This is a genomic window from Pseudomonas wadenswilerensis (assembly GCF_024749185.1).
Lineage (GTDB): Bacteria > Pseudomonadota > Gammaproteobacteria > Pseudomonadales > Pseudomonadaceae > Aquipseudomonas > Aquipseudomonas wadenswilerensis.
Genome location: NZ_CP087191.1, coordinates 5,317,906 through 5,338,398 on the forward strand (window position 1 = coordinate 5,317,906; position 20,493 = coordinate 5,338,398).

General features: G+C 62.6%; 19 protein-coding genes. 6 read left to right on the forward strand and 13 right to left on the reverse strand.

The features are described from left to right. Positions 1 to 60 precede the first annotated feature (60 nt). The 3 genes from LOY45_RS24475 to LOY45_RS24485 all read right to left on the reverse strand — a co-directional run bounded on the left by LOY45_RS24475 (position 61) and on the right by LOY45_RS24485 (position 2,359). Positions 61 to 219 carry a YqaE/Pmp3 family membrane protein gene (locus tag LOY45_RS24475; protein WP_003177654.1) on the reverse strand — a complete coding sequence of 53 codons (159 nt, stop codon included), beginning with the start codon at positions 217 to 219 and terminating at the stop codon, positions 61 to 63. Positions 220 to 383: 164 nt separating this feature from the next. After that, positions 384 to 1,664 carry an aspartate aminotransferase family protein gene (locus tag LOY45_RS24480; RefSeq protein WP_258578491.1) on the reverse strand — a complete coding sequence of 427 codons (1,281 nt, stop codon included), beginning with the start codon at positions 1,662 to 1,664 and terminating at the stop codon, positions 384 to 386. Then, complete coding sequence (locus LOY45_RS24485) at positions 1,661 to 2,359, reverse strand: MOSC domain-containing protein (protein WP_115084988.1); 699 nt, start codon at positions 2,357 to 2,359, stop codon at positions 1,661 to 1,663. Before LOY45_RS24485 ends, LOY45_RS24480 begins: the two co-directional genes overlap by 4 nt. 102 nt (positions 2,360 to 2,461) lie before the next feature. On the opposite strand from LOY45_RS24485, the gene LOY45_RS24490 reads away from it, so the two are divergent. After that, a complete protein-coding gene (locus tag LOY45_RS24490) occupies positions 2,462 to 3,385 on the forward strand; it encodes a LysR family transcriptional regulator (protein WP_115084987.1) in 924 nt (307 codons plus the stop codon). A 229-nt stretch (positions 3,386 to 3,614) separates the two neighbouring features. Here the strand turns inward: LOY45_RS24490 and LOY45_RS24495 are convergent, their stop codons facing one another. From LOY45_RS24495 to bioB, 9 genes are all read right to left on the reverse strand, one after another. Beyond that, positions 3,615 to 5,393, reverse strand: coding sequence for an acyl-CoA dehydrogenase C-terminal domain-containing protein (locus tag LOY45_RS24495; protein ID WP_115084986.1), 1,779 nt, complete (start codon positions 5,391 to 5,393; stop codon positions 3,615 to 3,617). Between the two features lie 122 nt (positions 5,394 to 5,515). Continuing rightward, entirely contained in the window at positions 5,516 to 6,799 is a 1,284-nt protein-coding gene (locus LOY45_RS24500) for a GGDEF domain-containing protein (protein WP_115084985.1), read from the reverse strand. 250 nt (positions 6,800 to 7,049) lie between these two features. Beyond that, entirely contained in the window at positions 7,050 to 8,855 is a 1,806-nt protein-coding gene (locus tag LOY45_RS24505) for a phenylacyl-CoA dehydrogenase (protein WP_258578494.1), read from the reverse strand. 269 nt (positions 8,856 to 9,124) lie between these two features. Then, positions 9,125 to 9,421, reverse strand: coding sequence for a pyrroloquinoline quinone biosynthesis protein PqqE (locus LOY45_RS24510; RefSeq protein WP_115084983.1), 297 nt, complete (start codon positions 9,419 to 9,421; stop codon positions 9,125 to 9,127). 107 nt (positions 9,422 to 9,528) lie between these two features. After that, a complete protein-coding gene (gene bioD / locus LOY45_RS24515; protein WP_115084982.1) occupies positions 9,529 to 10,209 on the reverse strand; it encodes a dethiobiotin synthase in 681 nt (226 codons plus the stop codon). A gap of 1 nt (position 10,210) precedes the next feature. Further along, positions 10,211 to 11,035: a malonyl-ACP O-methyltransferase BioC gene (bioC, locus tag LOY45_RS24520; RefSeq protein WP_258578495.1), complete on the reverse strand. Its 825-nt coding sequence runs from the start codon at positions 11,033 to 11,035 to the stop codon at positions 10,211 to 10,213. After that, positions 11,028 to 11,759, reverse strand: a complete 732-nt coding sequence (locus LOY45_RS24525; protein ID WP_115084980.1) for an alpha/beta fold hydrolase — start codon at positions 11,757 to 11,759, stop codon at positions 11,028 to 11,030. Before LOY45_RS24525 ends, bioC begins: the two co-directional genes overlap by 8 nt. After that, positions 11,752 to 12,924, reverse strand: a complete 1,173-nt coding sequence (gene bioF / locus LOY45_RS24530) for an 8-amino-7-oxononanoate synthase (RefSeq protein WP_115084979.1) — start codon at positions 12,922 to 12,924, stop codon at positions 11,752 to 11,754. Before bioF ends, LOY45_RS24525 begins: the two co-directional genes overlap by 8 nt. Positions 12,925 to 12,931: 7 nt before the next feature. Further along, positions 12,932 to 13,990 (reverse strand): biotin synthase BioB, encoded by a 1,059-nt coding sequence (bioB, locus tag LOY45_RS24535; protein WP_010221404.1) that lies wholly within the window; start codon positions 13,988 to 13,990, stop codon positions 12,932 to 12,934. A gap of 89 nt (positions 13,991 to 14,079) precedes the next feature. Here bioB and LOY45_RS24540 point away from each other — a divergent pair, with 89 nt between their 5' ends. From LOY45_RS24540 to rarD, 5 genes are all read left to right on the forward strand, one after another. Further along, the gene (locus LOY45_RS24540) at positions 14,080 to 14,817 is read left to right on the forward strand and encodes a ComF family protein (RefSeq protein WP_134061255.1); all 738 of its coding nucleotides are present in this window, start codon (positions 14,080 to 14,082) and stop codon (positions 14,815 to 14,817) included. A gap of 59 nt (positions 14,818 to 14,876) precedes the next feature. Then, a complete protein-coding gene (locus tag LOY45_RS24545; RefSeq protein ID WP_115084977.1) occupies positions 14,877 to 15,641 on the forward strand; it encodes a TOBE domain-containing protein in 765 nt (254 codons plus the stop codon). 63 nt (positions 15,642 to 15,704) lie between these two features. Next, positions 15,705 to 17,606, forward strand: a complete 1,902-nt coding sequence (locus LOY45_RS24550) for a PhoX family protein (protein WP_258578496.1) — start codon at positions 15,705 to 15,707, stop codon at positions 17,604 to 17,606. A 169-nt stretch (positions 17,607 to 17,775) separates the two neighbouring features. Then, positions 17,776 to 18,750 (forward strand): serine/threonine protein kinase, encoded by a 975-nt coding sequence (locus LOY45_RS24555; protein WP_115084975.1) that lies wholly within the window; start codon positions 17,776 to 17,778, stop codon positions 18,748 to 18,750. 65 nt (positions 18,751 to 18,815) lie between these two features. Then, entirely contained in the window at positions 18,816 to 19,703 is an 888-nt protein-coding gene (rarD, locus tag LOY45_RS24560; protein ID WP_115084974.1) for an EamA family transporter RarD, read from the forward strand. Between the two features lie 98 nt (positions 19,704 to 19,801). Here the strand turns inward: rarD and LOY45_RS24565 are convergent, their stop codons facing one another. After that, the gene (locus LOY45_RS24565) at positions 19,802 to 20,320 is read right to left on the reverse strand and encodes a glycine cleavage system transcriptional repressor (protein ID WP_115084973.1); all 519 of its coding nucleotides are present in this window, start codon (positions 20,318 to 20,320) and stop codon (positions 19,802 to 19,804) included. Between the last annotated feature and the right edge of the window lie 173 nt (positions 20,321 to 20,493).

Below are 20,493 nucleotides of genomic sequence, written 5' to 3' on the forward strand. Positions count from 1 at the left end.
CCACAGAGTCAATCCTGTGGGAGCGGCGGTGCGGCGCCCCGACTTGACCCGCGATTGGCCTCACCGCTTGGCGATGATATACACCGCATGGACGATGCCCGGGATATACCCCAGCAACGTCAGCAAGATGTTCAGCCAGAAGGCGCCGCCGAAGCCAACCTGCAGAAACACGCCAAGCGGCGGCAGGAGAATGGCGATGATGATGCGGATAAAGTCCATTGGGCAGCTCCCTTCAAAGATGTACTAGAACTGACTCTAGCGCGTCACCGGGGTTCCACTTGTAAGCAGCAGACAAAAAAACGCCCCAAGCCAAAAACAACAGGCCCGGGGCGATGCGCAGGAACGCGAGACGGTTCGGAAAATTCGTTAGTGCGGTGTAGTGATCAGGCCGTGGCCTCGCGCCGCAGGTTCTGCTGCGCGGCGTGCACACGGGCAAAGGCCCGGGCCAGGCGCAGGAGCATCTCGTCGATGTTGCCCTTGCTCACCGTCAGCGCTGGCGAAAAGCGCAGCACGTCGGCCTGCGGAGCGTTGAGCAGCAAGCCTTCGTGCAAGGCGGCCTGGACCAGCTCGGTGGCGATGTCTTCGCTCAGCTGCAACGCCCAGAGCAGCCCCTGGCCGCGCACCTCGGCCTGACCATAGCGACCCGCCAGACGGCTCAGACCGTCGCGCATGTGCCGCCCTGAATCCTGCACATGTTCGAAGAACCCCGGCTCCAGCACGGTCTGCAGCACCGCCAGGCCCGCCGCACTCATCAGCGCATTGCCATGGTGGCTGCCCTCCAGCTCGCCAGCCTCGGCGCAGCAGGCACTGCCACGGGCCAGCAGGGCCGCCAGTGGTACGCCGCCCCCCAGGCCCTTGCCAAGGGTAAGGATGTCAGCGCGCACGCCATACAACTGTTCGGCGAGCATCGCGCCGCAGCGACCGACGCCAGTCTGCACTTCATCGAGGATCAGCAGGATGCCCAGCTCGCGGCACAGTCGCTCGACACCCTGGAGATACACCTGGGTCGCCGGAATCACCCCGGCTTCGCCCTGGATCGGTTCGAGCATGATTGCCACGGTGCGCGAATCGACAGCCGCGTGCAGCGCTTCAAGGTCGTTGAACGGCACCTTGCTGAAGCCCGGCAAACCCGGCTCGCAACGGTTGCACGGCGATGGGTCGGAGGCGGACAGCGCGCCCAGGCTGCGGCCATGGCAGCTCTGGCTGGCGGTGATGATGTGATAGGCGCCGTTGCGGTGCAGCTGACCCCATTTGCGCGCCAGCTTGATTGCCCCTTCGCAAGCTTCGGCGCCGCTGTTGAGCAGGTAGGCCTGATCGCTGCCGGTGCTTTCGCACAGGCGATTGACCAGGTTCAACAGGCCACGGTTATGAAAACCCGCCCCCGGATTGATCAACGCCTGCGCCTGGCTGCCCAGGGCTTTGACCAGCACACTGGGGCTGTGGCCGAGGCTGTTGACTGCACAGCCCTGGGTGAAATCCAGATATGCGTGACCTTCGCTGTCCCACAACCATGAGCCTTGGCCGCGGACGAAAACCTGGGGCGCGCGCTCTACCGCCGGCATCAGGTATTCACGCGACAATGCGTCTGCAGGCTGAGTAACGGCAGGTGCGATCTTGCGCTCGGCCACAGCCACAGCCGGGCGGCGCAGGTTGAACAGGTTCATGCGCGCAGCCCCTCGAGCGGCAGGCCAAGCAGACGCGCGGTCCAGTCTTCGACCTGACCGGTGCGCATGCGCTTGATCGCGATATCGCGCCAGCGTGACGAGAGGGCCGGACAATCCACCAGCTTTTTCAAACCTGCATGCTCCAGAGGTTCACGGTAAAAAGTGCGCAGCGCCCAGGCCACGGTCAGGCCCGGATAACTACGTTGAATCAGTTCGAAAGGTTCATCGGCGCTGACAAAACCCGGCTTGAGCACCCGGTAGAACCAGCCACAGCGGCCACTGTCCTGCGCCTGTTGCGGCAGGTTCGGCACGCCCCAGCGATGACTCAGGCGATAGCATGGCGAGCGCGGCTGACTGATCTGCAACAGCGCCCCACCCCAGCGGAACATGTCCCCCAGGCACACCTGATGTTCATCCAGGCCGTGGGTCGAGAGGTTCTCGCCGAAACCCGGGGCGCGCCAATCGAGCTGTGGATAACGTTGCCGCCACCAGGCGTAGTGCTCGGCCGGGTAATGGTGCAAGGCCCGTTCAGGGCCGGTGTGAAAGCGTGGGTCGCCGTGTTCGTCGCTCCCCAGCCCCTGTGGCCATAACCACAACCGTCTTGCAACCTCCTGCTTATCGATATCAGTCAATAAGCCATGCCCGAGGTTTTTTGCCTTGCCTATGTAAACGCCATCCACATACACGGTATTCATCGCGCCTTCTGGCCCTGTAAACCTTGTGAATACGGGATAGACTAGGCTTCTTGCAGGCTAACGGCCATTTGGTTTTTCGAGCATTTTTGATAAGTAATTCTTATGGATTTTCGCCAACTGCGTTATTTCGTCGCGGTGTATGAAGAAGGCCACGTCGGCCGGGCTGCCGAGCGCCTGTCACTGTCGCAACCGGCGCTTTCGCAGCAGATCCGCCAGCTTGAGCAAAACCTCGATGTGAGCCTGTTCGAGCGCGGCAACAAGCGCCTGCTGCCGACCCTGGCCGCGCACACCCTGTACAACCATGCCCTGCCCCTGCTCGACGGCCTGCAGCGGGCTCGCGAGGCGCTGCGCAACTTCAAGGGCCAGGCGTTGCGTACCCTGGCCATTGGCGTACTGCAGACCGTGCGCCCAAGCCTGGTACCGCAGCTGCTCGACCGAGTGCGCAAGGCGCAGCCGCATCTGGTGGTACAGATCTACGAACTGTCGGGCCTGGAGATCGAACGGCGTCTGCTCAACGGCAGCCTGGATATCGGCATCAGCTACCTGCCACCGCGCCAACCGGGCCTGCATGGGCTGCTGCTGTACGAAGATGAACTGCAGTTGGTCATCCCCAACACCCACCCCTTGCGTGAATTCAAGAAAGTCTCGCTCAAGCAGGCTGCCGAGTTACCCATGCTGCTGCTCGGCGAAGAGTTCCAGGTACGGCAGATCTGGCAGTCGCAACTGGCCAACCTCGGCCGGCGGCCGCAGGTACAGGCAGAAATGAACAACATGGGCGGGATTCTCGACAGCCTGGCGCATACCTCGCTGGCGACCGTATTGCCGGGGCGCGCCAAGGAAGTGGTCGAAGATGACCAGGAACTGCTGTGGAAGCCATTGAGCGAACCACGGGTGCCGCTGAAAATTGGCCTGGTGTTCCGCGATGCACAACGCCAGCAAGCGTCGGTGGAGCTGCTGCGCAACCTGCTGGAAGAAGAAGCCGATCCGCGGCAGATCGGGGTGTCGCCGCTGGATGTGCTGGGCTGAGGTTAAATCGCAGGCAAAAGAAAACCCCGCCGAAGCGGGGCTTTGCAGACTGTTTCCCTGACATCCTTTTCGCCCCGCCATCCTGGCAGGAATCCTTCGTGTCCGTGTTCTGTACTTTGCGCTTCCTGCGCTACGTCCATGTGAGAAGATTAACTGTGGATCCAATCTTCCGATAGAGGCGAAAAGTCACCACGTCATGTAAGAGAATGCTTACAAACAACTAACACCCTTAAAACTGTGCCGCATCGAGCAGGTACAGCGATTCGCTACCGGCTTTTACCGAGGCGCTGAGCGAGTGGATACGCGGCAGAAGACGGGCGAAATAGAAGCGTGCAGTGCCCAGCTTGCTGGCATAGAAATCGTCTTCACCTTGCTTGGCCAAGGCCGTACGGGCCATCAACGCCCACATGTAGGCATAAGCGGTATAGCCGAACACCTGCAGGTATTCCACCGAGGCTGCGCCAATTTCGTTCGGGTTGTTCTTGGCCCGATCCAGGACCCAGGCAGTCAGGTCGTCAAGATTGTCCAGAGCCGCGTTGAGCGGTTTGACGAACTCGGCCAGGTTGCTGTCGGCACTGGCGGTGAAATGACGGATTTCGTCGGCAAACAGCTTGTACAGCGCCCCTCCGCTACCAACCACCTTGCGGCCCATAAGGTCGAGAGCCTGGATGCCATTGGTGCCTTCGTAGATCTGGGTAATGCGCACGTCGCGCACCAGTTGCTCCTGGCCCCACTCACGGATGTAGCCGTGGCCGCCGAATACCTGCTGGCCGTGTACGGCCGATTCCAGGCCCAGGTCCGTCAGGAACGCCTTGGCCACCGGAGTCAGCAACGCCACCAGTTCTTCGGCGCGTTTGCGCGTGTCGGCGTCTTCGCTGAACTTGGCGGTATCGAGTTGCATCGCCACGTAGGTGGAAAATGCACGACCGCCTTCGTTGAGGGCCTTCATGGTCAACAGCATGCGTCGCACATCAGGGTGGACGATGATCGGGTCAGCGACCTTGTCCTTTGCTTGCGGGCCGGTTGGCGCGCGGCTTTGCAGGCGGTCGCGCGCGTATTCAATGGCGTTCTGGTAAGAGCGCTCGGCCGAGGCCAGGCCCTGAATACCCACGCCCAGACGCTCGTAGTTCATCATGGTGAACATCGCCGCCAGGCCCTTGTTCGGCTCGCCGACCAGGTACCCGACCGCCTCGTCGAAGTTCATCACGCAGGTGGCCGAGGCCTGGATGCCCATCTTGTGTTCGATCGAGCCACAGGTGGCCGGATTGCGTGCGCCCAGGCTGCCATCGGCATTGACCATGAACTTCGGCACCAGGAACAGGGAAATACCCTTCGGCCCGGCAGGCGCATCCGGCAGCTTGGCCAGCACCAGGTGGATGATGTTTTCGGTGAGGTCGTGTTCGCCACCGGTGATGAAAATCTTGGTACCACTGACCTTGTAGCTGCCATCGGCCTGAGGGTCGGCCTTGGTGCGGATAATCCCCAGGTCAGTACCGGCGTGCGGCTCGGTCAGGCACATGGAGCCGGCCCAGACACCGGCATACATGTTCGGCAGGTATTTTTCCTTGAGCTCGTCGCTGGCGTGGGCGTTGATCGACAAGCAAGCACCAGCAGTCAGCATCGGGTACAGGCCGAAGGACAGGCTGGAGGAATTGACCATTTCCTCGACCTGGGCCGAGATCACCTTGGGCATGCCCATGCCGCCGTAGGCTGGGTCGCCACCGACACCAACCCAGCCGCCTTCGGCGTAGGTCTTGTAGGCGTCGATAAAACCGGCCGGAGTGCTCACGGCGCCGTTATCCCAGTGGCAACCTTCTTCATCGCCGCTGCGGCTCAGCGGCGCGATGCTCTTGCTGGTGACCTTGCCGGCTTCTTCCAGCACCGCCAGGGCGGTGTCTTCGTCCACCGCTTCGGCAAGGCCGGGCAACTGCGCCCAGAGCTTGGCGACTTCGAAGACTTCATTGAGGACGAAGCGCATATCGCGCAGGGGCGCTTTATAGTCAGCCATGGCTACCTCTCACACTAGAGTCGGGGACGGCCTACAGGGCCGCATCACTGTTATGAAACCAGTGTAACCGAACAACTTTTGTGACACATAGGGTCATCTGGCGACTATACAGTCTATTTCGGTCACGCCATACGCACCGCACCACGTTTTGCCTGAACCCCATGGGCCATGACACAGTTGCGCCCAGCGCCCTTGGCGCTGTAGAGGGCCTGGTCGGCGGATTTGAGCACTTCATCGGGTGAACGATGATCGGCCAGGCGCTCACTGGCACCAATACTGATAGTCACCGACACACTGGAAGCCGCCGACGCCCCACGCCGTTGTCGACCCTGCTGGTCGTCCTGGGGGCGGTTGTCCTGGTTGCGCAACTGGATGTTGTAGTTGGCGATCACCTCGCGAACTGCCTCAAGGTGCGGCATACACTCTTCGATAGTTTTGCCGGCAAATACCACGGCGAATTCCTCACCCCCATAGCGATAGGCCCGACCGCCGCCGGTGACCTTGGACAGTTTGCTCGCCACCAGGCGCAGTACCTGGTCACCCACATCGTGGCCATGGGTGTCGTTGAATTTCTTGAAGTGGTCGACGTCAGTCATCGCCAGCACATAGTTGCGCCCCAGGCGCTGCATGCGCTCGTTGAGCGCGCGGCGGCCGGGCAAACCGGTCAGCTCATCACGAAAAGCCATTTGATAGGCCTCGTGGGACACCGCCGCGGCAATCATCAGCATCACCTGGCTGCACATGATGTTCAGGGTGAACGGCAGGATGAAGGTCTTGGGCAGCATCCAGAAGATACCGATCAGGCCGATCACCTGCGCCGCGTGCAAGGGACGCGGTTCACGCAGGTACTGCACCACCAGCAGGATGAAGGCGCAGAGGAACACCGGATAGGCCAGCTGGATCAGGCTCATCCACTGGCCATGCAACGAAGGCCAGCGAATCTCCGCCAGCCAGCTCAACAGCGCTTGGGGAAAACTCTGCTCCAGGCCCAGGGCGACGCTGCCCACAGCCAACAATACGGCGAAACGCGCGACCATGTCCTGGAACAGATGGGTGCGCTCTTGCCAGGCGCCATACAGGGCGAACATCAGCGGCAACAGCAGGCAGACCAGGTGGAACACCACCGCTGCATCTTCTCGCACGCGGCCGTTGTCGCGGTAGAAGTCGGTCTGGGTGTCGAGCAGGAAGTAGGCGATGTACACCGTGAGCATCAGAAACAGTTCACGTTGGCGGCGGTACACGGCGCAGTAGGCGCCGCCGAGCAACAAAACCAAGGTGGGCAGGACATTGAACAGCGACGTGAAAAACACACTGAGGTCTCTCACGTAAGCGGCCGCGAGCCCTGACACCAGCAAACAGACCGATGGCAGGAAGTGGCTCAGGCGTACAGCGGATAAACGAAACAAGGGTAATCTCCGACCCGGCAGATCAATAATGGCATTGTGCCTTAATGTATCGGCAGCGCACATGAATAGATGAATGCACTTGATCGGGATGGCTGGATGGGGTGGGCTGGGCTGGGTGGGAGCGGGCTTGCCCCGCGATGCGATGTGGCTGACAGAAAGCTATCGCGGGGCAAGCCCGCTCCCACAGGAAGCAAAAGCAAAAAAAAACGCCTGCCGGTGAGGGCAGGCGTTTTTTCTTACAGCCTTTGACTTAGTAGGAGAGACCGAAGTCCTCTTCTTTCATGTCCATCAGGTTGTTGGCGCCCGACAGCATGGTTGCTACGTGGGTGCGGGTACGCGGCAGGATGCGCTGGAAGTAGAAGCGCGCGGTCTGCAGCTTGGCGGTGTAGAAGGCTTCTTCAGTGGTGCCGGCAGCCAGTTTTTCGGCAGCCAGGCGCGCCATGTCAGCCCAGAAGTAGGCCAGGCAGGCATAACCGGAGTACATCAGGTAGTCCACCGAAGCGGCACCGACTTCTTCACGGTCTTTCATCGCGGCCATACCGACCTTCATGGTCAGCTCGCCCCACTCTTTGTTCAGCTGGGCCAGCGGCGCGACGAACTCGCTGATTGCTTCGTTGCCTTCGTTACCCTGGCAGAACTTGTGCACGATCTTGGTGAAGCCCTTGAGCGCCTCGCCCTGGGTCATCAAGACTTTACGGCCGAGCAGGTCCAGCGCCTGGATGCCGGTGGTGCCTTCGTACAGCATCGAGATACGGCTGTCGCGAACGTTCTGCTCCATGCCCCACTCGGCGATGAAGCCGTGGCCGCCATAGATCTGCACGCCGTGGTTGGCCGCTTCGAAGCCGACTTCGGTCATGAATGCCTTGGCGATCGGCGTCATGAAGGCCAGCAGTGCGTCGGCTTTCTTCTTCTCTTCTTCGTCCTGGCTGTACTTGACGATGTCCACCTGCTTGGCGGTGAAGTAGACCATCGCGCGGTTGCCTTCGGCGAACGCCTTCATGGTCAGCAGCATGCGACGTACGTCCGGGTGGACGATGATCGGGTCAGCGGCTTTGTCCGGCGCTTTCGGGCCAGTCAGCGAGCGCATTTGCAGGCGGTCGCGAGCATATTTCAGGCCGCCCTGGAACGCCACTTCAGCGTGGGCCAGGCCTTGCAGCGCGGTACCCAGGCGAGCGGTGTTCATGAAGGTGAACATGCAGTTCAGGCCTTTGTTGGCCGGGCCGATCAGGTAGCCGGTAGCGGCGTCGAAGTTCATCACGCAGGTGGCGTTGCCGTGGATGCCCATCTTGTGTTCGAGGGAGCCACAGGACACGGCGTTGCGCTCACCGACGGTGCCTTCGGCGGTCGGCAGGAACTTCGGCACGATGAACAGCGAGATGCCTTTGGTGCCAGCCGGTGCATCGGGCAGGCGGGCCAGAACGATGTGGACGATGTTGTCGGCCATGTCGTGCTCACCGGCCGAGATGAAGATCTTGGTGCCGGTGACTTTGTACGAACCATCAGCCTGAGACTCGGCCTTGGTGCGCAGCATACCCAGGTCGGTACCGCAGTGTGGCTCGGTCAGGCACATGGTGCCGGTCCACTCGCCGGAAACCAGCTTGGTCAGGTAGGTCTCCTGCTGCTCGGCGGTGCCGTGCTCGGAGATGGTGTTCATCGCGCCGTGGGACAGGCCAGGGTACATGCCCCAGGACCAGTTCGACTCGCCGACCATTTCGCTGACCGCCAGGCCCAGCGACTCAGGCAGGCCCTGACCGCCGTGCTCGACGTCATGGGCCAGGCTCGGCCAGCCACCTTCGACGAACTGCTTGTAGGCTTCCTTGAAGCCGGTCGGGGTTTTAACGCCCGATTCGCTCCAGGTGCAGCCTTCCAGGTCGCCGACACGGTTCAGCGGGGCCAGTACCTGTTCACAAAACTTGGCGCCTTCCTCGAGGATGGCGTCAACCATGTCCGGGGTGGCGTCCTGGCAAGCCGGCAGGCTCTGATAATGCGCTTCGTAGCCGAGCAGCTCGTCACGAACGAAGCGAATATCACGCAAGGGGGCTTTGTAATCAGGCATAGCGATGAACCTCTGCTGATGAATCCTGGATAGGGAGACCGCGATATACCGACCAGCTCTAGGCGGCTTTCGGTCAAACAGTTGTTTGAAACATACGTTTACGCCGAAAACTTGTCAAGCATCAAGCAGAGGGCAGTTCGGCCATGCCAGACTGCGCGATTGCCTTGGCAAAATGCCCGGCAAACGCGCAGCCGAACGCCGGCCAACAAGGCCAAAGCGCTGATACATAAAGACTAGTTGAAGGCTCGCGAAGGGCGAGCCGAAGGGGGTCAGGCGTAGGTGTCGATCAGGGTGCCGAGCATTTCGTCCGATGCTTTGGCCACTTTGACACCGAGTTCGACCTGATGCTTGCCCAGCGCCATCTCGACACTGCTGGTGGCCAGGTCCATCTGCTGGCTGCGGTCGACCGCGCGCAGGCGCTCCGCCTGATAGTCACTGGACTGGCTGGTGGCGGCACGCTCGACGGTGGTGTTGGCGATCTGGCTGGCGGCCTGATCGACGCGGTTTTGCCCAGCGTTAATGGCACCGAGCCCTGCGTAGTATGCTGAACTGCCCGAGATTTCCATGTCGAAACTCCATGACACTAAAAGCGAACGGCCTCTATTGAAGCAGACTTGCTGGCAAAAGACCCGTTGAAAACACTAATGGCACTTTGCCTTATGATAGACCAGTCTCAGTCCAGCAGGTCCAGTTGCAGGTACGCAGCCACGGTTTCGGCGCTGACCTGCTTGAGCTTGGGCACCCGCCCCAGGCACGGCGCCGGTAAACGCTCGGCGAGGCTGGCGAGGTTTTCTTCCAGCCGCGAGGTGCGTGGATCGACGATGTTGGCGACCCATCCGGCCAGTTGCAGGCCATCGCGAGCGATGGCTTCGGCCGTGAGCAAGGCGTGGTTGATACACCCCAGGCGCACACCGACCACTAGAATTACCGGCAGCTTCAGGGCAACGGCCAGGTCTGACAGGTTGGCTTCACCAGATAGCGGCACGCGCCAGCCTCCAGCCCCTTCGATCAGAGTGAAATCCGCCTCTTTGGCCAACACCTCGCGCATCGGCGTCAACAAGGCCTGAACACTCAGGGCGACACCGGCTTCCCGCGCAGCCAGGTGCGGAGCAATGGCCGGTTCGAAAGCGAACGGATTGACCTGTTCGTAGGGCAACTTGAGCGAACTTTCGGCGATCAGCGCCATGGCATCGGCATTGCGCAGGCCCTTGCTGCTGACCTCACAGCCCGAGGCCACGGGCTTGGCACCCAAGGTGCTGAACCCGGCCAGGTGCGCGGCATGCAGAAGGCCGGCGGCAATGGTGGTCTTGCCGACATCGGTGTCGGTCCCTGCAATGAAATAGGCCCGGCTCATCTCACTCCCCTTCTACCGGCGGCTTTTGCAGTACACCGTAGACCACCTGATAGGTAGCCGGTAGTCCCTGAGGCTGACGGAAGCGTTCGTAGGCCTGCAACAGGCCCTGCATTCGTGCCCGTCCGGTAAGCCCGGCGGGGCGCCCCGGATTAAGGTTGTGGGCGCCGAGGGCCTTGAGCTCGTGGGTCAGGCTGCGCACGTCCGGGTAGTGCAATACATGGGGCCGAACCTGCAGGCCGAGCACCTTCAGCTCGCTTTCGCCGCACAGGCGTTGATAGTCCTCAAGGCGCCGGAAGCGGTTGACATGCACCAGGCCGTCGACCGCCTGCCAGCTTTCGCGCAGCTCATGCAGGGTGCCGACGCAGAGACTGGCGAAGGCCAGCACGCCGCCCGGCTGCAGAACGCGCCGGGCCTCGCTGAGCACGGCGCGAAAATCGCCGCACCATTGCACCGCCAGGCTGGTGAAGATCAGCTCGACACTGGCGTCCCGCAGCGGCAAACGCTCGGCATCGCCAGCCACATGGTGGTGCGCCCCGCCCTGCTCCCGGGCGTGCAGGAGCATCCCTTCGGCAATATCCAAGGCAACACCGGCAGCCTGGGGAAAACGGCGGTTCAGAGTGCGACTGAAGTAGCCGGTACCGCTGCCCAGGTCCAGCCAGCGTTGCGGCTCGAATGCACCGGGCAACTGCTCAAGCAGTGCATTGCCCACCGCACGCTGCAGTTCGGCGACGCTGTCGTAGCTGGCGGCAGCGCGGGAGAACGACGCTGCGACCTGACGTTTATCGGGCAAGGCGCCGGGCAGGCCCGGCAGGGAAAGATCAGTCATCGTCACTCTCATGTACAAAGGCCTTGATTGCCGCCGCCAACTCATGAGGTGTTTCCATCACAAAACCATGAGCACTGTCTTCCAGCAGCCCGACTTCCACGTCGGGCAGTATTTCCAGCAACTCGCCGGCGACCTCCGCCGGTACCAGCCCATCCCGCCCGGCAAACAGGTGCAATTGCGGACCGCCATAACGCTGCAGGGCTGCACGCGTATCGAGCTGGCCAAGGACTTCGAGCCCCGCCACCAACTGCTCCGGAGCGGGAGCAGGCATCCCGGCGCTGAGCAGGCGGGCCAGGCTGCGCGGCTCTTCGGCGCCCTGGCTGCACAGCGAAACGAAGCGCTTGAGGGTGACCTGGGTGTGATAGCGGCAACCTTCGAGGAAGGTCTGGAAGGTATCCAGCGCCATGCCGTGCGGCCAGTCCGGGCGGCTGACAAAACTGAGGTTGCTGCCCAGGGTGATCAACCCATGGCAGTCATCGCCGCGCCGTGCAGCCAGTTCGGCGGCGAGCATGCCGCCCAGCGACCAGCCGCCCAGCCAGGCATTGCGCGGCAACTGCCGATCGAGCTTGTCGAGCCAGTCCTCGGGGTTGCTGGACACCAGGCTGGGCAAGGCCTGGATTTCGACCCGCAAGCCAGGGTCGATGGCCCGCAGGGTCGCCACCAGCGGTTGCAAGGCGGAACTGCCCAGGCCCCAGCCTGGCAACAGGATCAAATGATTACGCATCTGCAGGCTCCAGCAGCGGATAACAGTCAGCCAGTGCATTCAACAATAGCTGCACCTGCGCCGGGCTGTGCGCCGCACTCAGGGTCACGCGCAGGCGCGCGCTGCCGGTGGGTACCGTTGGCGGGCGGATCGCGGTCACCAGCAGGCCGCGCTCGCGGAGCATCTGCGACAGGCGCAAGGCCCGCGCGCTGTCGCCGATCAGGATCGGCTGGATCGGCGTGAAGCTGTCCATCAGTTGCAGGCCGATCTGCTCGGCGCCGCTGCGAAACTGCTGAATCAACGCCGCCAGGTGCTCACGGCGCCAGTGTTCGCTGCGCAGCAACTCCAGGCTGCGCAGGGTGGCACAGGCCAGGGCCGGTGGCTGGCTGGTGGTATAGATGTAGGGCCGGGCGAACTGGATCAGGCATTCAATCAGCTCTTCGCTGCCAGCGACAAAAGCACCTGCGGTGCCACAGGCTTTGCCCAGGGTGCCAATCAGGACCGGCACCTGTTCGAGGCTCAGGCCGAAATGCTCGACGATGCCGCCGCCGTTGCGTCCCAGGGTGCCGAGACCATGGGCATCGTCGACCATCAGCCAGGCGTCGCGGGCATTGGCCACCGCAGCCAGGGCTGGCAAATCGGCCAGGTCGCCGTCCATGCTGAACACGCCGTCAGTCACCACCAGGGTATTGCCGACGGCCTTGTCCAGGCGGCTGGCCAGGCTCACGGCATCGTTGTGCAGGTAGCGGTTGAAACGCGCACCGCTGAGCAGGCCGGCATCCAGCAACGAGGCATGGTTGAGACGGTCCTGCAGCACCGTGTCGCCCTGCCCGACCAGTGCGGTCAACGCACCGAGGTTGGCCATGTAGCCAGTAGAAAAAAGCAGCGCCCGCGGCCGCCCGGTCAGCTCGGCCAGGGCTTCTTCTACCGCGTGATGGGGGCTGCTGTGGCCTATCACCAGGTGCGAGGCACCGCCGCCGACCCCCCAGCGCTCGGCACCGGCGCGCCAGGCGGCGATCACTTCCGGGTGATTGGCCAGGCCCAGGTAATCGTTGCTGCAAAACGCCAGCAACGGCTGGCCGTCGACCACCACTTCAGGGCCCTGCGGGCTTTGCAGCAGCGGCCGCTGACGGTACAAGTCAGCTGCGCGGCGTTGCTCCAGCCGCGCGCGAAGATCAAAAGCCATGGCCGCCTCAGGCCGAGGCGGCGTTGTAGAACAGCTCGCTGCTCTTCTGTTCCACCAGGGCCTGTTCGATGGCCGCCTGATGGACTTCGTCGGCGTGCTCTTCACGGGCTTCGGGCTGGATACCCAGGCGCGCGAACAGCTGCATGTCCTTGTCGGCTTGCGGGTTGGCGGTGGTCAGCAGTTTCTCGCCGTAGAAGATCGAGTTGGCGCCAGCAAAGAACGCCAGGGCCTGCATCTGCTCGTTCATCGCTTCACGGCCAGCGGACAGCCGCACGTGGGACTTGGGCATGAGGATCCGGGCCACGGCGAGCATACGGATGAAGTCGAACGGGTCGACTTCTTCGGCGTTCTCCAGCGGGGTGCCGGCGACTTTCACCAGCATGTTGATCGGTACCGACTCCGGGTGCTCCGGCAGGTTGGCCAGCTGGATCAGCAGGCCTGCGCGGTCGTCCAGCGACTCGCCCATGCCGAGGATACCGCCCGAGCAGATCTTCATTCCGGCATCACGCACATAGGCCAGGGTCTGCAGGCGATCGCTGTAGGTGCGGGTGGTGATGATGCTGCCGTAGAACTCCGGCGAGGTGTCGAGGTTGTGGTTGTAGTAGTCAAGCCCGGCCTCGGCCAGCGCCTGGGTTTGCTCCAGGTCGAGCTTGCCGAGGGTCATGCAGGTTTCCAGGCCCATGGCCTTGACCCCTTTGACCATCTGCAGCACGTAGGGCATGTCTTTGGCGGACGGATGCTTCCACGCCGCCCCCATGCAGAAGCGGGTCGAGCCGATGGCCTTGGCCCGGGCTGCCTCTTCGAGGACCTTCTGCACTTCCATCAGCTTCTGTTTTTCCAGCCCGGTGTTGTAGTGGCCGGACTGCGGACAATATTTACAATCTTCCGGGCAGGCGCCGGTCTTGATCGACAGCAGGGTCGAGACCTGCACGCGGTTGGCGTCGAAATGCGCGCGGTGCACGGTTTGCGCCTGGAACAGCAAGTCATTGAACGGCTGCTGGAACAGGGCTTTGACCTCGGCCAGGGACCAGTCGTGACGTGTTGTTGCAGTTGTGCTGGCGCTCATCGGCGATTCCTTGTTTAGGCTTGTACTGGCGCCGGCACAGGAAACCCCGCCAGCGCATCACGGATAGCTCGCATAGTTAAGGAAGGCTGATGCACTGTCAACCACAACTCAAAACACTGGTTTACAATTGGCTATTTAATAACCATACATGCCTACTCTGCAATGAAGCGGCCGAGCAGCCCTACCCCCTGTGCGTCGCCTGCGAAAGCGAACTGCCCTGGCTGGATGATCGCTGCCAGGTGTGTGCCCTGCCGTTGCCCATGCATGGCCTGGTCTGCGGCCAGTGCAGCCGGCGCCCGCCGGCCTTCTATCGGGTCGAGGCGCCCTGGCATTACGGGTTTCCGGTCGATGCGCTGGTTACCCGCTTCAAGCACAACAGCCAGTGGCCGCTGGGCCGCCTGCTCGCGCAACTGCTCGGGCGCTGGTTGATCCACCGCTTTGACGAAGGGCTACCGCGCCCGGCCTTGTTGCTGCCGGTACCGCTGTCACGGCGGCGTTTGCGTCAACGCGGCTACAACCAGGCGGGCATGCTGGGCAACTGGCTGGCGCAACAGCTGGGTATAAGCTGCAGCGAACAGGTACTCACTCGCACCCTCGATACCCCGGCCCAGCAAGGCCTCAAGGCCAAGGCACGCAAACGCAACCTGCGCCAGGCCTTCGCCGTGCACGACAGCAGCCTGATTGCCGGGCGTCATGTAGCGCTGGTGGATGACGTACTGACCACTGGCGCCACTGCCCAGGCATTGGCCAGCCTGCTGCTCAAGGCGGGTGCCCGACGGGTCGATGTCTATTGTCTCGCACGCACCGCCAAGCCCGGCAGCGCTTGACTTGAACGCGGGGTGCGGGCACTTTCGGGCTGTTTCCTTTCAGGTGCCCGTTACCGCTTATGTCTCTGCCTGCCCTGCTCACCCAGCACATCGTCCGCCGCCCGCAGCGTATTGCCTTGCTGCAACACATTGCCGAACAAGGTTCGATCACCCGTGCGGCAAAAAGCGCCGGCATGAGTTACAAGGCGGCCTGGGATGCAATCGACGAACTCAACAACCTGGCGGCCAGCCCGCTGGTCGAGCGCAGTGTTGGCGGTCGCGGTGGTGGTGGAGCAAAACTGTCTGCCGAAGGCCAACGGGTGCTGCGTCTGTACCAGCGCTTGCAGGCCCTGCAGGCGCAGATCCTTGAAGCCGCCGAGGACGCCAGCGATCTCGACCTGCTCGGCCGCCTGATGCTGCGCACCAGCGCGCGCAACCAGCTGCACGGGCGCATCAGCTCGATTGAAGCCCAGGGCCGCTATGACCGCATCAGCCTGACCCTGGCGGGCGAACTGCGCATTGATGCCGAGATCACCCACGACAGCACCGGCCGCCTGGAACTGACCCCCGGTACCGCCGTCGTGGCGCTGATCAAGGCTGGCTGGCTCGAGTTGCTGGGCCTCGACCAACAGCCTGCCGAGGGCTACAACTGTTTGCCGGTCAAGGTCGATGCCTTGCTTGATGACGCCGAAGGCCCCACCGAAGTGCGTCTGGCACTGGCCAGCGGGCAAACCCTTTGCGCCTTCGCTGAAGCACACTGGCTGAAGGACCATCAGGTCGTTGTAGGCAGCAACTTGCAAGTGCAATTCCAACCTTCCTACGTGCTTCTCGGAACTCCTCTATAAAACTGCCACAAAACCGTCATGCACCCTGACTAAGGTGACTGCCAAACCCGCAGGAAGCCTGTCATGCACCTATTAGAAGAACATCAGCCAACCGACCTTGAACACCTGACCCGTCTCAGCCGCCGCCGCTTCATCGGCGCCGGCGCCTTGTGCGGCGCGGCGCTGTTTCTCGGTGGCAATCTGCTCAGCCGCAGCGTACTGGCGGCCAGCGTCAGCGCCGGCGGCAGCAGCCTGCTGGGCTTTGCCAGCATCCCCGCCGCCACCGCCGACAGCATCAGCCTGCCGCCAGGCTACAAGGCCCGGGTACTGATCAGTTGGGGCCAGCCGCTGCATGCCGACGCCCCGGCCTTCGACCCTTCCGGCAATGGCAGCGCCCTGGCCCAGGAACTGCAGTTCGGTGACCACAACGACGGCATGAGCCTGTTTCCCTTCCCCGGCGACGACGACCGCGCCTTGATGGCGATCAACAACGAGTACACCAACTACCGCTACCTGTTCAGCCATGGCGGCAAGCCGGCCTCTGCTGAAGAGGTGCACAAGGCCCAGGCCGCCGAAGGGGTGTCGGTGATCGAAGTGCGGCGCCGTGATGGCCAGTGGCAGTTCGTCCAGGACTCACCCTACAACCGGCGTATCCATGGCAACACACCCATCAGCCTGAATGGCCCGGCCGCCGGCGATGCACTGCTCAGAACCGCGGCCGACAACAGCGGGCGCAAGGCGCTGGGCACCTTCCAGAACTGCGCCAACGGCAAGACGCCGTGGGGTACTTACCTGACCTGCGAAGAGAACTTCACCGACTGCTTCGGCAGCAGCGATTCATCCCAGGCCTTCGACGCCGCACAGAAGCGCTACGGTGCCTCGCTCACCGGCAAGGAGGTCGACTGGCACCAGCACGACCCGCGCTTCGACCTGGCCAAGAACCCCAACGAACTGAACCGTCATGGCTGGGTGGTGGAAATCGATCCGTTCGATCCGCAATCGACTCCAGTCAAACGCACCGCCCTGGGCCGTTTCAAGCACGAGAACGCCGCTCTGGCCGAAACCCGCGACGGCCGCGCCGTGGTGTACATGGGCGACGATGAGCGTGGCGAGTTCATCTACAAGTTCATCAGCCGCGATCGCATCGACCACAAGAACGCCAACGCCAACCGCAACCTGCTGGACCACGGCACCTTGTATGTGGCGCGCTTCGACGATGGCGACCATAACCTTGATCATCCGCGCGGCAAGGGCCAATGGCTGGAGCTGACCCATGGCAAGAACGGCCTCAACGCCGCCAACGGTTTTGCCAGCCAGGCCCAGGTACTGATCCATGCGCGCCTGGCCGCCAGCCACCTCAAGGCCACGCGCATGGACCGCCCGGAGTGGATCGTGGTCAGCCCCAGGGACGGCCAGGTCTATTGCACCCTGACCAACAACGTCAAACGCGGTGAAGAAGGCCAGCCGGTCGGCGGCCCCAACCCGCGCGAGAAGAACGTCTACGGGCAGATCCTGCGCTGGCGCGAAAGCACCGATGACCATGGCGCGATGAGCTTCGACTGGGACCTGTTTGTAGTAGCGGGTAATCCGGCCGTGCATGCCGGTGATGCCAAGGCAGGTTCCGCCAACATCACCCCACAGAACATGTTCAACAGCCCTGATGGCCTGGGCTTCGATGCCGATGGCCGCTTGTGGATCCTGACTGACGGCGATTACAGCAACAATGGTGACTTTGCCGGCATGGGCAACAACCAGATGCTCTGCGCCGACCCGGCCAGTGGTGAGATCCGCCGCTTCATGGTCGGGCCGGTGGCGTGCGAAGTGACGGGGATCGCCTTTGCTCCGGATCAGCGCACCTTGTTCGTCGGTATTCAGCATCCGGGGGAAACCGGTGGCTCGACCTTTCCCGAGCACCTGCCCGACGGCAAGCCGCGCTCCTCGGTGATGGCGATCAGCAGGGAGGATGGCGGGATCGTTGGGGGTTGAGTCTGTGCAGCCCAATCTGTAGGAGCGGCGATGCGGCGACCCGACGTACCCCGCGATGACCCCAGTGCAGACAGCACATCAGGTGGTGTCTGCATCGCGGGGCAAGCCCGCTCCCACACGAGCCGCCGATGTGCGATACCATGCAGGGAACCGCACAGCAGGAGCGAGCATGTCCCACCCCTTTGAAACACTCACCCCCGACCTGGTCCTCGACGCCGTGGAAAGCATCGGCTTTCTCAGCGACGCCCGGGTGCTGGCACTGAACAGCTACGAGAACCGGGTCTACCAGGTGGGTATCGAAGGGGCTGAACCACTGATCGCCAAGTTCTACCGCCCGGACCGCTGGACCGACGCGGCGATCCTCGAGGAGCACAGCTTTACCGCTGAACTGGCCGAATGCGAAGTGCCGGTGGTCGCGCCACTTGTCCACAACGACAAGACCCTGTTCGAACACAGCGGCTTTCGCTTCACCCTGTTCCCGCGCCGCGGTGGCCGTGCACCAGAGCCGGGCAACCTCGATCAGTTGTATCGCCTTGGGCAACTGCTCGGCCGTCTGCATGGGGTCGGCGCCACCCGCCCGTTCGAGCACCGTGAAGCACTGGCCGTGGATAACTTCGGCCACGCCTCGCTCAATACCCTGCTCGAAGGCAACTTCATCCCCAAAAGCCTGCTGCCGGCCTTCGAGTCGGTGGCCCGCGACCTGCTCAAGCGGGTCGAGGCGGTTTACGCCAGCACCCCGCACCAGGTCATTCGCCTGCACGGCGACTGCCACCCGGGCAACATGATGTGCCGCGACGAGGTGTTTCACATCGTCGACCTCGATGACTGCCGCACGGGCCCGGCGGTGCAGGATTTGTGGATGATGCTTGCCGGCGATCGCCACGAGCGCCTGGGCCAGTTGGCCGAGCTGATGGATGGCTACAACGAGTTCCACGATTTTGATCCGCGCGAGCTGGCCCTGATCGAACCCCTGCGCGCCCTGCGCCTGTTGCACTACAGTGCCTGGCTGGCCCGGCGCTGGGACGACCCGGCGTTCCCGCGCAGCTTCCCCTGGTTCGGCCAGGAGCGTTACTGGGGCGACCAGATCCTCGCCCTGCGTGAGCAAATGGCGGCACTGGATGAAGAACCGCTGAAATTGTTCTGAAGCGTGCGCGAGTCTGTCTACAATAGCCCCCTGCTTTTAGATAGCTGCCTAAGCAAGGAATCTGCATGCACGCCGCCAACCCGCGCCGCGGGTACATCCTGGGCCTGAGCGCCTACATCATCTGGGGTTTGTTCCCGCTCTACTTCAAAGCGCTGCAAAGCGTTCCCGCCGTGGAAATCATCGTCCACCGGGTGCTCTGGTCAGCCCTGTTCGGCTCGTTGCTGCTACTGGTCTGGAAACATCCTGGCTGGTTGCGCGAGCTGCGCGACAACCCCAAACGCCTGGCAATCCTGGCCCTGAGTGGCTCGCTGATCGCCGGCAACTGGCTGACTTACGTGTGGTCGGTCAACAACGGGCGCATGCTCGAAGCCAGCCTGGGCTACTACATCAACCCATTGGTCAATGTGTTGCTGGGCATGCTCTTGCTCGGTGAGCGCCTGCGCCGCCTGCAGTGGGTAGCCGTGGGCCTGGCTGCACTCGGGGTGGCCCAGCAAGTCTGGCAGGTCGGCAGCCTGCCCTGGGTATCGCTGGTGCTGGCACTGAGCTTCGGCTTCTACGGCCTGATCCGCAAACAGGCGCCGGTCGCCGCCCTGCCCGGGCTGGTGGTGGAAACCTGGATGCTGGTACCGCTGGCCATCGGCTGGATGCTGCTCAACCCCATGGCCCATAGCGCCCAGGCGAGCTTCTACACCAGCAGCGAAGCCCTGTGGCTGATAGCCGCCGGCCCGGTGACACTGGTGCCACTTGTGTGTTTCAACGCCGCCGCCCGGCATCTGCCTTACACCACCCTGGGCTTCCTGCAATACCTGGCGCCTACCCTGGTACTGCTGCAGGCGGTGTGGCTGTTTGGCGAGCATCTGTCGAGCAGCACCCTGGTGGCCTTCATGTTCATCTGGGCGGGCCTGGCGCTGTACAGCGTGGATGCCTGGCTGAGCCTGCGCCGGCGCAGCTGATCAAAAAACGTACAAAGCCATGCAGGCCACGCAATTAGTGGCCTGCAGCGACATCTCCCAAGGTTATCCACAGGCGCATCCCCGATAAACCGGGATAACTAATCCTCAGGGCGCAGGTTCAATTCCACCATCAGGTCGTCGGCCAACGCCTCCAGTTTGCCCTGCAAGACATCCAGCGACAGTGTCAGCGGCACGGCCAGCAAGGCATCGGCATGAAACAGCGGCTCGCTGCTCATCGGCGCCGGGCGCACCTCGGTGGTCAGGCGCTCGACGTTGACGCCCTGGTCGGCCAGCAAGCGGGTAATGTCGCGGACGATACCCGGGCGGTCATTGCCCACCAGTTCCATGGCGATCGGCTTCCAGGTGCAGGACGGCTCGATGCCGCTTTCGGCGATCAGCACACGAATGTCGTACTTGCCCAGGGCCTGCAGCGCCTCGACCAGCTCATCGTAGGACTCGGCCGGCACCGCCACCTTGAGAATGCCGGCAAATTGCCCGGCCATCCGCGACATGCGGCTCTCCAACCAGTTACCGTTATGCTCGGCAATACATTCAGCGATACGCTCGACCTGCCCGGCCTTATCGGGGGCGATCACTGTCAATACGAGATGATCCACGCGGCAACCCTCTGCTTTTAACGTTCAGCCCCGAAATCAAAGGGCGCGGAGAAAGTATAGGCAAGGCGCGGCAACCTGCCGCAGGAGCTTCGAATGACTAATCGTGTACTGTTTCAAGATTTATCTGGAACAATCTGCCGGTTTTTTGAGAACATACCGATTCCCAGCGTGAC